The organism is Pandoraea nosoerga (genome assembly GCF_902459585.1).
Lineage (GTDB): Bacteria > Pseudomonadota > Gammaproteobacteria > Burkholderiales > Burkholderiaceae > Pandoraea > Pandoraea nosoerga.
The window spans coordinates 19719-32210 of sequence record NZ_CABPSC010000022.1 but is presented as its reverse complement, the minus strand read 5'-3'; the positions used below and the strand labels follow the sequence as shown (position 1 = coordinate 32210).

Annotated in this window: 14 protein-coding genes; 7 read left to right on the top strand and 7 right to left on the bottom strand. The window is 66.3% G+C overall.

Going from position 1 to position 12492, the window contains the following annotated elements; translation table 11 throughout:
* The first annotated feature begins 247 nt into the window (after positions 1 to 247).
* Genes fliL through fliR form a run of 7 tightly spaced genes read left to right on the top strand, consistent with a single transcriptional unit; the run spans position 248 to position 4524 of the window.
* On the top strand, positions 248 to 730 hold the full coding sequence (gene fliL / locus PNO31109_RS20845) for a flagellar basal body-associated protein FliL (RefSeq protein ID WP_150557354.1): 483 nt from the start codon (positions 248 to 250) through the stop codon (positions 728 to 730).
* 7 nt (positions 731 to 737) lie between these two features.
* Positions 738 to 1736: a flagellar motor switch protein FliM gene (gene fliM, locus PNO31109_RS20840; RefSeq protein ID WP_150557353.1), complete on the top strand. Its 999-nt coding sequence runs from the start codon at positions 738 to 740 to the stop codon at positions 1734 to 1736.
* Positions 1736 to 2176 carry a flagellar motor switch protein FliN gene (gene fliN, locus PNO31109_RS20835; protein ID WP_150557352.1) on the top strand — a complete coding sequence of 147 codons (441 nt, stop codon included), beginning with the start codon at positions 1736 to 1738 and terminating at the stop codon, positions 2174 to 2176. The genes fliM and fliN overlap by 1 nt, the downstream gene beginning before the upstream one ends.
* Positions 2173 to 2661, top strand: a complete 489-nt coding sequence (gene fliO / locus PNO31109_RS20830) for a flagellar biosynthetic protein FliO (RefSeq protein ID WP_150557351.1) — start codon at positions 2173 to 2175, stop codon at positions 2659 to 2661. Before fliN ends, fliO begins: the two co-directional genes overlap by 4 nt.
* Complete coding sequence (gene fliP, locus PNO31109_RS20825) at positions 2661 to 3434, top strand: flagellar type III secretion system pore protein FliP (RefSeq protein ID WP_370750493.1); 774 nt, start codon at positions 2661 to 2663, stop codon at positions 3432 to 3434. The genes fliO and fliP overlap by 1 nt, the downstream gene beginning before the upstream one ends.
* Before the next feature lie 16 nt (positions 3435 to 3450).
* Positions 3451 to 3720 (top strand): flagellar biosynthesis protein FliQ, encoded by a 270-nt coding sequence (gene fliQ, locus PNO31109_RS20820; protein WP_010807718.1) that lies wholly within the window; start codon positions 3451 to 3453, stop codon positions 3718 to 3720.
* A gap of 12 nt (positions 3721 to 3732) precedes the next feature.
* A complete protein-coding gene (gene fliR, locus PNO31109_RS20815) occupies positions 3733 to 4524 on the top strand; it encodes a flagellar biosynthetic protein FliR (protein WP_150557350.1) in 792 nt (263 codons plus the stop codon).
* 13 nt (positions 4525 to 4537) lie between these two features.
* Here fliR and flgL read toward each other — a convergent pair whose 3' ends face one another.
* The 7 genes from flgL to PNO31109_RS20780 form a co-directional block, all read right to left on the bottom strand.
* The gene (flgL, locus tag PNO31109_RS20810; protein WP_150557349.1) at positions 4538 to 5773 is read right to left on the bottom strand and encodes a flagellar hook-associated protein FlgL; all 1236 of its coding nucleotides are present in this window, start codon (positions 5771 to 5773) and stop codon (positions 4538 to 4540) included.
* 14 nt (positions 5774 to 5787) lie between these two features.
* Positions 5788 to 7776 carry a flagellar hook-associated protein FlgK gene (gene flgK / locus PNO31109_RS20805; protein WP_150557348.1) on the bottom strand — a complete coding sequence of 663 codons (1989 nt, stop codon included), beginning with the start codon at positions 7774 to 7776 and terminating at the stop codon, positions 5788 to 5790.
* 285 nt (positions 7777 to 8061) lie between these two features.
* Positions 8062 to 8946, bottom strand: coding sequence for a flagellar assembly peptidoglycan hydrolase FlgJ (flgJ, locus tag PNO31109_RS20800; protein ID WP_150557347.1), 885 nt, complete (start codon positions 8944 to 8946; stop codon positions 8062 to 8064).
* Between the two features lies 1 nt (position 8947).
* On the bottom strand, positions 8948 to 10144 hold the full coding sequence (locus PNO31109_RS20795) for a flagellar basal body P-ring protein FlgI (protein ID WP_277396639.1): 1197 nt from the start codon (positions 10142 to 10144) through the stop codon (positions 8948 to 8950).
* 10 nt (positions 10145 to 10154) lie between these two features.
* Positions 10155 to 10868, bottom strand: coding sequence for a flagellar basal body L-ring protein FlgH (locus PNO31109_RS20790; RefSeq protein ID WP_150557345.1), 714 nt, complete (start codon positions 10866 to 10868; stop codon positions 10155 to 10157).
* Between the two features lie 39 nt (positions 10869 to 10907).
* Positions 10908 to 11690: a flagellar basal-body rod protein FlgG gene (flgG, locus tag PNO31109_RS20785; protein WP_150557344.1), complete on the bottom strand. Its 783-nt coding sequence runs from the start codon at positions 11688 to 11690 to the stop codon at positions 10908 to 10910.
* Positions 11691 to 11745: 55 nt separating this feature from the next.
* On the bottom strand, positions 11746 to 12489 hold the full coding sequence (locus tag PNO31109_RS20780) for a flagellar basal body rod protein FlgF (RefSeq protein WP_150557343.1): 744 nt from the start codon (positions 12487 to 12489) through the stop codon (positions 11746 to 11748).
* Positions 12490 to 12492: the final 3 nt, after the last annotated feature.

Genomic DNA, 12492 nt, shown 5'->3' with positions numbered 1-12492 from the left:
AAGCACAGGGTCCAATAAGGGCCGGCCGCGCCCGCGCCGCACCCGACCGGCAGGGCGCCCATGAATGGATCCGCGCACGCTCGCTGCCCCGAGCTCGTCCCATCGGTCTGGAAGGCGCAGACCTAAAGCCGGCGGTTTTTCCTGCCGTTAAGACAAAGACGCGAGTTAGACGCGATTGTCCCTTCTTTTCGGTCGATCACCCCTAGCCGGAGTGGCCGACAATCACTACCCAATAGCAGGCGAATACATGGCAAATCCCGCACCGACGCAAGCCGCTGCTCCCTCCGGAGGGGGTGTGCGCAAATGGATTCTGTTGATCGTTGCGGTGGCGCTCATGGCGGCTGCAGGCGCGGCCACGGCCGTGTATCTGCTCACCGGCCGCAGCGAAGCGGCGAAAGCCCCGCCGCCACCGCCGCCGCCCGTATTCGTCGGCATGGATCCGTTCACGGTGAACCTGTCGGGCGAAGACGGCGAGCGTTATCTGCACATCGGCCTCTCGCTCAAGGTCGCGGATGCCGAGACGCAAGCCCGCATCACGCAGCACATGCCCGAAGTGCGCAGCCGCGTGTTGCTCCTGCTCTCGTCCAAGCAGCCGCAGGATCTGGCCACGATCGACGGCAAGCGCCGTCTGGCGAGCGAGATCCGCACGTTGATCGCGCAGCCGTTCGCGGCCAACATGCCGCAGCAGGCCGTGGGCGAAGTGCTGTTCACCGCGTTTGTAATTCAGTGAGTGATTCATGGCGCATGAGGAGTTCCTGTCGCAGGAAGAAGTCGACGCCCTTCTGAAGGGCGTCACCGGCGAACAGGATGACCGGTCCGATACGGAAGATCATTCCGGCATCAGGCCCTACAACATCGCGACGCAAGAACGCATCGTGCGCGGGCGCATGCCCACGCTCGAGATCATCAACGACCGTTTCTCGCGCCTGTTCCGCATTGCGCTGTTCAACTTCATGCGCCGCAGCGCCGAAATCTCGGTCAGCCCGGTGCGTGTGCAGAAGTACAGCGAATTCATCCGCAACCTGCCGGTCCCCACCAACCTCAACCTGGTCCACATCAAGCCGCTGCGCGGCACGGCGCTGTTCGTGTTCGATCCGAACCTCGTCTTCCTGGTGGTGGACAACCTGTTCGGCGGCGACGGCCGGTTCCATACGCGCGTCGAAGGGCGCGACTTCACGCAGACCGAGCAGCGCATCATCGCGCGCCTGCTCGATCTGGTGTTCGAGAACTACGGCGCGTCCTGGAAGCCGGTGCATCCGGTGGAATTCGAATACGTGCGCGCCGAAATGCACACGCAGTTCGCCAACGTGGCCACGCCCAACGAGGTGGTGGTCACCACGACGTTCGACATCGAGTTCGGCTCGGTGGGCGGTGAATTCCACATCTGCATGCCGTACTCGATGATCGAGCCGTTGCGCGACCAGCTCTCGAGTCCGCTCCAGGGCGAGACGCTCGAAGTCGACAAGCGCTGGGTGCGCCTGCTCTCGCAGCAGGTGCAGGCCGCCGACGTGGAAATCGTGACCAACCTCGCGCAGGTCGACATGACGCTCTCGCAGCTGCTCAACATGCGCGTGGGCGACGTGATTCCGCTCGACGTGCCCGAGGTGCTCGAGGCCAAGGTCGACGGCGTGCCCGTGATGCTCTGCAATTACGGCGTCTTCAATGGTCAATACGCGCTGCGCGTGAACCAGATGATCAACCATTCGCACAGCGATTACACGAAGGACAACGAGTGATGAGCGATACCCCTCAAACGCCCGGTGACGACGCCCAGGCCATGGCGGACGAGTGGGCCAGCGCCATGGCGGAGCAGACGGCCGCCGAATCGGCGCCCGCGGCGGCCCCGCAGCCGGCGCCCGCCCCGGTGTTCCAGCCGCTCTCGGCGAGCGCCGGCAATCCGCCGGGCGCCACGCACAACGACATCGACCTGATTCTCGACATCCCGGTCCAGATGACCGTGGAGCTCGGCCGCACCAAGATCGCCATCAAGAACCTGCTGCAACTCGCGCAGGGCTCGGTCGTCGAGCTCGACGGCATGGCCGGCGAGCCGATGGACGTGCTGGTCAACGGCTGCCTCATCGCGCAGGGCGAAGTGGTGGTCGTCAATGACAAGTTCGGCATTCGCCTGACTGATATCATCACGCCATCCGAACGCATCCGTAAGCTCAACCGATGATTGCAACGAAAGTCCGCGGCGCGCCCGTCGGGCGCGCCGTGGCAGCCGCCGCCCTCGGCCTGACGACCCTGTGCACCGCCCACGCCCAGGGCACCGCCTCGCAGGCCGCCGCCGTGCCGAGTCTCGGCGGCGCCGGCATCGTGCAGACCGGCCTCGGTCTCGTACTGGTGCTCGCCCTTCTCTTCGGGCTCGCGTGGCTTGCCAAGCGCTTCGGCTTGCAGCGCCCGATGGGCAGCGGCAACGTGCGCATCGTGGGCAGCGCCGCCGTCGGCCAGCGCGAGCGCGTCGTCGTGGTCGAAGTGGCCGGCGACTGGGTGGTGCTCGGCGTCGCGCCGGGACAGGTGCGCAGCCTGCACGTGATCGACGCCGAGCGCGTTGCCGACCTGCCCGCCCCCGCGCCGGCCGCTCCGGTCGGCGCTCAGGCCAACCGCGCCGCGCAGGCTTTTGCGCAAAAGTTGCGCGATTCGATGAAAAAGGATTCCTGATGTCACGCGGCTTGCTGCGGGCCGGGTGGATGCCGGGACTGGCGCTCGGACTGGTCGTTGCCGGCATCGCCCTGCCGGGCGCGGCACTCGCGCAGGCCACGTTGCCGGCGCTCACGACGACGCCCGCCCCGGGCGGCGGACAGACGTACTCGCTGTCCGTGCAGACGATGCTGCTGCTCACGTCGCTCGGCTTCCTGCCGGCGATCCTGCTGATGATGACGGCGTTCACGCGCATCATCATCGTGCTCTCGCTGCTGCGCCATGCCATCGGCGTGACGACCTCGCCGCCGAACCAGATCCTGATTGGCCTGGCGCTGTTCCTGACGTTCTTCGTGATGTCGCCGGTGTTCGACAAGGCCTACACCGACGCCTACCAGCCGTTCGCCGCCAACAAGATCAGCTTCGAGCAGGCCGTCGACACGGGTGCCAAGCCGTTTCACGCGTTCATGCTCAGGCAGACGCGCGAGGCCGACCTCGCCCTCTTCGCCAAGCTCGCCAGGACGCCGCCGATGAACGGCCCCGAGGACGTGCCGATGCGCATTCTCGTGCCCGCCTTCGCGACGAGCGAGCTCAAGACCGCGTTCCAGATCGGCTTCACGATCTTCATCCCGTTCCTGATCATCGATCTGGTGGTCGCGAGCGTGCTGATGTCGATGGGCATGATGATGGTCTCGCCCTCGACGGTGTCGCTGCCGTTCAAGCTGATGCTCTTCGTGGTGGTCGACGGCTGGCAACTGCTGCTGGGCTCGCTCGCCCAGAGCTTCACGATGTAGCGACGAGGAACGCGAGATGACTCCCGAAACCGTCATGGCGCTCGCCCACCAGGCAATGCAGGTCACTTTGCTGCTGGCCGCGCCGCTGCTGCTCGTCGCCCTCGTCTCCGGCCTGCTCGTGAGTCTCTTCCAGGCCGCCACGCAGATCAACGAAATGACGCTGTCGTTCATCCCCAAGCTGCTCGCCGTGTTCGTCACGCTGGTGATCGCCGGCCCGTGGATGCTCAACCTCATGGTCGATTACATGCGCCAGCTGCTCACCGGCATTCCCGGCCTCGTCGGGTAAGCCGCGCGCCCGTTGATCAGCTTTACCTACGAACAGCTCTCGGGCGTCATCGCGGCGTTCCTGTTTCCGTTCGCGCGTCTGCTGGCGCTGTCGATGAGCGCACCGCTCTTCGGCAACGCCGCCGTGCCCGCCACGGTGAAGATCGGCCTCGCGGGCGTGGTCACCCTCGCGCTCGCGCCGGTGCTCGGGCCCATGCCGGCCGTCTCGCCGTTCTCCTGGGAGGGTCTGTGGGTGCTCGCGCAGCAGGTCATGATCGGCGCGGCGCTGGGCTGGTGCATGCAGATCGTGTTCTCGGCGATCAGCATGGCGGGCGACTTCGTCGGCCTGCAAATGGGCCTGTCCTTCGCCACGCTGCTCAACCCCAACAGCGACGGCAGCACGGCCGTGCTCGGCATGCTGCTCAACGTGGTCGCCATGCTCGTCTTTCTCGCCACCAACGGCCATCTCGTGATGTTCGCCACGCTGGTGCAGAGTTTCACGGTGCTGCCCGTCTCGGGCACGCCGATCTCGGTGGCCGGCTGGCACTACCTCGCCATGCTCGGCACGCAGCTCTTCACGCTGGCGCTCATGCTGTCGCTGCCGCTGGTCGCCGCGCTGCTCATCTGCAATCTGGCGCTCGGCATCCTGAACCGCGCCGCGCCACAGCTCAACATCTTTGCCGTGGGCTTCCCGCTCACGCTCGGCGTGGGTCTCGTCGTGCTCGAACTGATGATGCCGCGCATCGCGCCGGTCATGGACCACTTCATCTCGATCGGCATCGACATGATGATCCGCGCCACGGCGGCCTTCGTGCCGAAGGCCTGAGCGCGGCAACCGGTCACAGGTAGTTGAACAGCGACAGCTTCTGCGTCTGGATGAAGCTCTGCTGCGAGGCTTGCAGCGAGGCCTGCAGTTGCGCGAACTTGCTGGCCGTGCCGATGAGGTCGACATCCAGCAGGTCGCTCAGCTGCGACTGATACGACAGGTCGGCCCCGCTGCCGATGTTGTCGAGCGACGTCAGCTCGTTCATCCGCGAGCCGATGGTCGTTCGTATCGTGGTCACGTTGTCGTAGGTATTGCTGAACATCTGGTTGAACGTGGTCAGCGCGTTGCTCAGGTTCGCCTGCCCGCTCGGGCCCTGCAGGCCATACGGCGTCTTGAGCGTGTTGATGAGCGACTGCAGGTTGTCGAACACGTTCGTGCTGCCCTGCGTGGCCGGCTGCACCGTGTAGTTGTCGCCCGTGGCCGGCACACCCGTGAACGTGACCGTCTTGCCTGCGAACGAGATCGGCTGGCCCGACGTGTACACGCCCGTCACGTCCGTGGCCGTGGTGTCGGTCAGGTCCTTGATGGTGTAGTTCGTCGTGGGCGGCGTGGTCGTGTTGTCGATCGCAAAGCTGATCTGGAACTGGTGGTTCGCCGCCGGGTCGGTCACGTCGGTCGTCGAAACGGTCGTGTACGTGGCGGTGCCCGTGTTGGCGGCGTTGCCGCTGATGAGCGTGCCGGCGGTGGCCGGCTGCAGCCCCTCGAAAATGCTCGAGCCGATGTCGTTGACCGGGATCACGCGGTTCGCCCCGACCTGCACGTTGCGAATACCGGTGTCTCCGGCGTAGCTCGCCCCGGTGGGCGAGGCCACATAAGCCGCCGAACCGCCCAGGAAGCCGGAGAACAGGTACTGGCCGTTCGCGTCCGTGGTGTTGGCGAGCGAGAGCAGTTGCTGGAAGCTCGACTGGAGGTCGGTGGCGATCGTCGTGCGGTCGTTGTCGCTCAGCGTGGCGTTGCCCGCACTCACCACCTGCGACATGATGTGCTGCAGGTTGGCGATGACGCTGCCGAAGGTCGAATCCTCGAGCTGCAGCTGGGTCATGGCGGACTTGCGGTTCGTCGCGTACTGCGAGTTCATGTCCTTGTCCTGCGACACGGCCACCGCCTGTGCCGCGGCCACCGGGTCGTCGCTGGGCGTGGTCACGCGCTTGCCGGACGAGAGCTGCGCCTGGGCGTTGAGCATGTCGGACGTGTTGCGGCTCATCGCCTGCGTGCCCTGCTCGAAAATCATGTTGGTGCTGATGCGCATCGTTCGACCCCTGCTTAGTTGACCATCTGAAGGATGGTGTCGAACAGCTGCGACGCCGTCTGGATCACCTTCGAGTTGGCCTGATACAGCTGCTGATACTTGATCAGGTTGGCGGCCTCTTCGTCGAGGTTCACGCCGGAATTGGACGACTGGGCCGTCTGCGCCTGCGTGAGCAGCGTCTGCTGCGCGGCGCTGGTGGCCTTGTACGTGTTCGTGGTCGAACCGACGTAGGAGACGAGGCTCGCGTAAGCCGACGCGTAGCTCTCCTTGCCGCCCACGCGCGTCTTGTCGTTCTGCAGCCCGGCGAGCGCCAGACCGTTGCGGTTGTCGGTGACCGCCCCCGTCGTGTTCGGGCTGATGGTGACCTTGTCGCCATTGCCGGGCGTGCCGCTCAGATTCACCGTCATGCCGTTCATGGTGATCTTCGCGCCGTAGGTCGCGTCATACGGCACCGTGTCGCCCGCGGCATACGTGGTCGTCACGCCGTTGACCGTCACCGTCATCGGCGAGGGCGCGACGAGCGTGAGCGCGCCCGTGGTCGCGTCCTTGCTGAACGTGAACGAGACCGGCGCCGTCAGCACGTTCGACAGGTAGTTCGCGTCCACGCTGCCCTGATCGGTCTTGAGCGAGCCGGTGTTGGTCGACGGCGTCGAGGCCAGGATGGGCGCGGCCAGGGCGATCTTGCCCGGGTCGGTGATTGCCACGCCGATGTTCTGCGCCGCGTTGCGCGTGGGCTGGATCGTGAAGCTGTCGCCGGCCACGAGGCCGCCGGCCGTCACGCTGAAGCCGTCGGCAAATGCGTTGCCGCTGGTGTCGGTGAACGCGAGCGGCGCGCCCGGCGTGGCGGGTGCGCCGGCCGTCCAGGTCGCGCCGTCCGTCACACGCGTGAGCGTGTAGTTCGTGCCGTCATACGACACCGTGTAGTCGCTCGCGGTGACCTTCGACGCGTCGGTAATGCTCGCGTTGAGCGTGGCGGCGTTCGAGTTGTTCGTGTTGGCGACGATGGTCGGGCTCGGCACGGTGAAGAAGTCGCCGCCCGGCTGACCATACAGGTCGAGGCCCAATTGGTTCTGCGCGTTGAACGTGCCGGCCAGCGACAGCGCGATCTGGCCGAGCGTGTTTTGCGCCTGCGTGAGCGCGCCGCTGCGGAACGACAGCAGACCGGCCACCGAACCGCCGGTGATCGACGACTCGGGAATCGGCACCTTGGTGCCGCTCGGCGTCACGTAGGCGAGCGTCATCTGCGACGGGTCGCTCGTCGACGCCACCGTGGTGAGCTGGTAGGCCGAGTTGCCCATCACCAGCGATTGCCCGTTGCCGATGAACACGTTGTACGCGCCGTTGCTGTCCTTGACCACGTTCGTCTGCACGAGCGCGTTCAGGTTGGCCACGGCCTGGTCGCGCTGGTCGAGCAGATCGTTCGGCGTGGCGTTGATGCCGTTGGCCTGCGCCTGCTGGATCGCGTCGTTGAGCGCGGCGATCTGCTTGGCGTAGGTGTTGATCTGGTCGGTCGACTGGGCGAGCGTGCCGTTGATGCTCGAGCGCAGCGAGGCGATCTGCCCCGAGAGCGACTGGAACATGCTCGTGAGCGTCTGCGCCGACGAGATGACCGTCGCGCGCGTGGCCGAGTTGGCCTGTCCCGAGACGATGTTCTGCAGATTCGTGAAGAACGTCGACATCGACGCCGGCAGGCCGGTCGTCGAGCTGCCCAGCGCGTTGTTGATCTGCGAGATCTGCTGGTAGTAGGTGTTGAGCTGGCTGAACTGGGTTTGCGCCTGGTTGACCTGGTTCGACAGGAACTGGTCGTACACGCGCGACACGTCGGTCACCAGCACGCCCTGGCCGAGGTAGCCCATGCCCGTGAACTGGCTGTTCTGCTGGGCGTAGTTGACAACTTGACGGTTGTAGCCGGCCGTCCCCGAATTGGAGATGTTGTTGCCGGTGGTATTGAGGGCGAACTGGGAAGCGTTCAGCCCGCTCATGCCAATGTTGATTAGGCTCATGATCTCGCGGCTTGAGTTGGGGGCGCGCGCCGCGGCTCTGTGTCCCGAGCCCTGGGCTTCGCACCGTTACCGATGTGTTTACGGCAGCCCGGCGCCAATATTGAGGCCGTCGCCGCATGATTTCGTCCCGTTTTCCATGCCGGCGGCCGGCCATCGCAGCCCCTTGCCGACCCCTGCCACCCCTGCCACCCCTTGCCGGGCATTGCCGTGCGCCCCTTCTGCGCTCATGGGGCGATCGTGGGGAGCTCGTGGGGCGCGCCTGCCGCCCGTCGGTCCGTCCGTCCGTCAGGCGAAGTGCTTCATGATCTTCATGAGCTTGCTGGCGTAGTGCGGATCGGTCGCGTAACCGGCGCGCTGCAGGTTGGTCGCGAAGCTCGCGGCGTCGTTGGCGCCCGCCACGACCGACGCGTAGCGCGGGTTGTTCGAAATCAGGCTGGCGTAGTCGGCGAACGCCTCGTCGTAAGAACGATAGGCGCGGAACCTGGCCATCACCTTGCGCGGCTGGCCGTTGACGTACTCGGTCGTGGCGACCTCGACCGTCGGGCCCGTCCAGCTCTTGCCCGCCTTGATGCCGAAGACGTTGAAACTCGTGCTGCCGTCGCTGCGCCGGATCTCGCGCTTGCCCCAGCCGGACTCCAGCGCCGCCTGACTCAGCATGAACCGCGCCGGAATGCCGCTGCTGGCGCTCGCGTTCTGCGCGGCCGCGGCCATGCGCTCGACGAACTCGCCGGCAGCCGCCGGTGCGCCCTCGGCAATGCCGATGCCGTCTGCGGCGTTGTAGGCGCGGCCCTGCAGCGGCTGCTGACGGCCCATGGCGGCCGGCGGCAACGTGGTGCCGGTCTTCGCGAGCTGCCTGAGCATCAGATCGGCCAGGCCGATGCCCTTGTTCGACGCGAGCTGCTGGGCGAGCTGGTCGTCGAGCATGCCGTTGAACATCTTTTCCTGATCGCTGCCGAGCAGGCCGCCCGACATCGTGGCCTCGCGCATGCTCTTCATCATCATCTGCGTGAAGACGGCCTCGAACTGCCTGGCCGCCTGCTGCGTGGCCTGCGGCGTCTGCTGATGGGCAGCCGCACGCAGGGCGGTGAGACCCTGCATGTCGTAGGTCGCGCGCTGCGTCAGGTCGGGAAGGGACTTGCCTGCGCCGGTGAGTCGGGAGCCGTCGGCCATATCAGATGATCTCCAGGTCGGCGCGCAGGGCGCCCGAGGCCTTCATGGCCTGCAGAATCGACATCAGGTCCGCCGGGCTCGCACCGAGCGAGTTCAGCGCCTTGACGACGTCGGCGAGGTTCGCGCCCGCCTTGACGAGCTTGAGCGCGTTGTTCTCCTGTTGGACGGAGATCTGCGAATTCGGCGCCACCACGGTCTGACCGCCCGAGAACGGCGCCGGCTGGCTCACGTTGTTCTGCGTGTCGATGACGACCGACAGGTTGCCATGCGCCACCGCGCATTGCTGGATCGTCACGTTCTGATTCATCACGACCGAACCGGTGCGCGCGTTGATGATCACGCGCGCGGCCGTGTTGTCGGGTCGCACTTCCAGGCTCTCGAGCTGCGCGAGGAACTGCACGCGCGAGGACGGATCGGTCGGCGTGCGCAGCAGGATCACGCGGCCGTCGAGCGCCTGCGCGGTGCTGTAGCCGAAGCGACGGTTCACGGCGTCGACCACGCGCTGCGCGGTCGAGAAATCGGTCACGTTCAGCTCCATCTGCACGGTGCCCGGCTGGCCGCCCATGGCGGTCGGCACGGCGCGCTCGACGATGGCCCCGGCCGGAATGCGGCCCGAAGCGAGCTGGTTGACCGTCACGCTCGAGCCGTTGGCCGACGCGCCGGCGCCGCCCACGAGCAGGTTGCCCTGCGCGAGCGCGTAGACCTGACCGTCCGGCCCCTTGAGCGGCGTCATGAGCAGCGTGCCGCCGCGCAGGCTCTTGGCGTTGCCCATCGAGGAGACCACCACGTCGATGGCCTGGCCGGGACGCGCAAATGCGGGCAGTGTGGCCGTCACCATGACCGCGGCCACGTTCTTCAACTGCATGTTCGTGCCTGGCGCGACGGTGATGCCGAGCTGCGAGAGCATGTTGGTCATGCTCTGCACGGTAAACGGCGTCTGCGTGGTCTGGTCGCCCGAGTTGTCCAGACCGGCCACCAGGCCGTAGCCGATCAGCTGGTTGTCGCGCACGCCCTGAATCGACGCGAGCTCCTTCAGGCGTTCGGCGTGCGCCGCGCCCGGCATTGCCAGCAGCGCGGCACCGGCGGCTGCCGCCACGGCGAGCGAGCGCACGGCGCCCGCCCAACGGCGAAGGCAGCCGGGGCGAGCAGGGAGACGGAGGCGAAGCGCGCGGCGCGACGGGTACGGCATGTTCGACATCACAAGGGCATCAGAAAGGCGACACGTTGAGGAAGAAGCGCTGCAGCCAGCCCATGGTCTCGGCTTCGTTGATGTAGCCCTTGCCGCGGTATTCGATGCGCGCATCGGCCACCTGCGTCGAGGGCACGGTGTTCGAGCCCGAAATCGTCTGCGGGCTCACGATGCCCGAGAACTTGATGTACTCGGTGCCCTGGTTGATGGCGATCTGCTTCTCGCCGGCCACCGCCAGATTGCCGTTGGGCAGCACGTCCATGACCGTCACCGTGATCTGGCCCGAGAACACGTTGTTGGCGTTGGCCGCGCCCTTGGCGTCGAACTTGTTGCCGCCGCTCGCGTTCAGGCTCTGGTTGTTGAACACGCCGCCGACCACCCCGGGCATCTGGTTGAGCGTGAGCGAGCCGCTGCTCGAGCGGTTCGTGTTGGCTGCGGAATTCTTGCTCGCCGCCGTGTTCTCGTTGATGACGATGGTGAGAATGTCGCCTACGTTGCGCGGGCGCCGGTCTTCGAAGAGCGGGCGGTTCGAGTACAGCGGTCGATAGATCGAGCCCTCCGGGTCGGCCGCCACCGGCGGGGGCGGCGGACGCGTGGTGGTCGGGCCCTGCACCACCGGTTCCTGCGGCACGTAGGCGCAGCCCGCCAGAGCGCCCAACGCGACGGCGGCGGCGAGCGCAAGATACCGCGACTGGCCTGCGCTGCTGCGTGGGATGACGATCTTTGCGGACATGGTCGGCATTTCCTGAAGCGATCAGCGGCGAGCCGCTGCTTACATCTGCGTCAGGCGCTGCAGCATCTGGTCGGATGCCGTCACCGCCTTCGAGTTGATTTCATAGGCGCGCTGCGCCTGGATCATGTTCACCAGCTCTTCCACCACGTTCACGTTCGACGTTTCGACGTAGTTCTGGTTGAGCACGCCCGCGCCGTTGGTGCCCGGCTGCGCCACGTTCGGCGCGCCCGAAGCCGCGGTTTCGGCGTACAGGTTCTCGCCCAGGCTCTGCAGCCCGGCGTTGTTGATGAAGGTGGCGAGCTGGAACGTGCCGATCTGCACGTTGGCCGTGTTGCCCGGTTGCGTGACCGAGACCGTACCGTCGCGCGCGATGGTGAGCGAGAGCGCGTTGGCCGGAATCGTGATGGCCGGCTGAATCGGGTAGCCCGAAGCGGTCACGAGCTGGCCGTTGTTGTCGACCTGGAACGAGCCGTCGCGCGTGTAGGCGGTCGTGCCGTCCGGCATGAGCACCTGGAAGAAACCGTCGCCGTTGATGGCCACGTCCTTCGCGTTGTTGGTCGACGTGAGGTTGCCCTGCGTGAAGATGCGCTCGGTGGCGGCCGGACGCACGCCGGTGCCCAGCTGCAGGCCGGAGGGCAGCAGCGTTTGCTGCGACGACTGCGCGCCCGGCTGGCGCAGGGTCTGGTACAGCAGATCCTCGAACACCGCACGGCCCTTCTTGAAGCCGTTCGTGCTGGTGTTGGCGAGGTTGTTGGAAATCACGTCCATGTTCGTCTGCTGGGCGTTCATGCCCGTGGCGGCGATGTAGAGCGAACGGATCATTTGATTTGACTCCCCGTGTACGGTAGCGAGCGCGCGCTGGCGTCTCGCGAGGCCATCAGCTGAAGTTCAGCAACTGGTTGGCGGTTTGTTCGTTGGTATCGGCCGTCGAGAGCATCTTCATCTGCATCTCAAAGGCCCGCGACTGCGAAATCATGTTCACCAGACCGCTCACCGGATTGACGTTGCTGTTCTCGATCGAGCCGGCAACGACCACCACGTTCGGATCGACCTGCGCCGGCACGTTGTTGGCGGTGCGAAACAGGCCGTCGTCGCCGCGCACCAGATTCGCTTCGGGCGGGTTGACGAGCTTCAGTTGCCCCATGACCGCGATGGAGTTGGGCGGATCGCCCTGTCCCAGCGCGGAGATCGTGCCGTCGGTGCCGATGGTCACGGACGCGCCCGGCGGCACGGCAGCCGGCCCGGCGTCGGTCATCACTGGCAGGCCGTGCAGCGTGATCTGGCCATCGGCCGTCATCTCGAGGTTGCCGCCGCGGGTGTAGGCTTCGCGGCCTTGCGCGTCGCGCACGGCGAGCCAGCCCTGCCCCTGGATGGCCACGTCGAGTGCGCGGCCCGTCTGCTGCATCGCGCCGGGCGTGAAGTCGGTGCCCGGCGTGGAAGTGGCCACGAACGTGCGCGTGCCGGTCGTGCCGTCGGCGGCGCGCACCGGCGCCTGGCGAAACGCCGAGAGCTGGGCGCGAAAACCGGGCGTCGAGACGTTCGCCAGGTTGTTGGCGGTGGTCGATTGCTGCTCCATCGCCTGCTTCGCGCCGGTCATGGCGACATAGATCAGACGGTCCATCGA

Bases quoted from the DNA above. Each gene is read 5' to 3' on its own strand.
- fliL (WP_150557354.1), top strand. From the start codon at position 248: ATGGCAAATCCCGCACCGACGCAAGCCGCTGCTCCCTCCGGAGGGGGT.
- fliM (WP_150557353.1), top strand. From the start codon at position 738: ATGGCGCATGAGGAGTTCCTGTCGCAGGAAGAAGTCGACGCCCTTCTG.
- fliN (WP_150557352.1), top strand. From the start codon at position 1,736: ATGAGCGATACCCCTCAAACGCCCGGTGACGACGCCCAGGCCATGGCG.
- fliO (WP_150557351.1), top strand. From the start codon at position 2,173: ATGATTGCAACGAAAGTCCGCGGCGCGCCCGTCGGGCGCGCCGTGGCA.
- fliP (WP_370750493.1), top strand. From the start codon at position 2,661: ATGTCACGCGGCTTGCTGCGGGCCGGGTGGATGCCGGGACTGGCGCTC.
- fliQ (WP_010807718.1), top strand. From the start codon at position 3,451: ATGACTCCCGAAACCGTCATGGCGCTCGCCCACCAGGCAATGCAGGTC.
- flgL (WP_150557349.1), bottom strand. From the start codon at position 5,773: ATGCGCATCAGCACCAACATGATTTTCGAGCAGGGCACGCAGGCGATG.
- flgK (WP_150557348.1), bottom strand. From the start codon at position 7,776: ATGAGCCTAATCAACATTGGCATGAGCGGGCTGAACGCTTCCCAGTTC.
- flgJ (WP_150557347.1), bottom strand. From the start codon at position 8,946: ATGGCCGACGGCTCCCGACTCACCGGCGCAGGCAAGTCCCTTCCCGAC.
- PNO31109_RS20795 (WP_277396639.1), bottom strand. From the start codon at position 10,144: ATGTCGAACATGCCGTACCCGTCGCGCCGCGCGCTTCGCCTCCGTCTC.
- PNO31109_RS20790 (WP_150557345.1), bottom strand. From the start codon at position 10,868: ATGTCCGCAAAGATCGTCATCCCACGCAGCAGCGCAGGCCAGTCGCGG.
- flgG (WP_150557344.1), bottom strand. From the start codon at position 11,690: ATGATCCGTTCGCTCTACATCGCCGCCACGGGCATGAACGCCCAGCAG.
- PNO31109_RS20780 (WP_150557343.1), bottom strand. From the start codon at position 12,489: ATGGACCGTCTGATCTATGTCGCCATGACCGGCGCGAAGCAGGCGATG.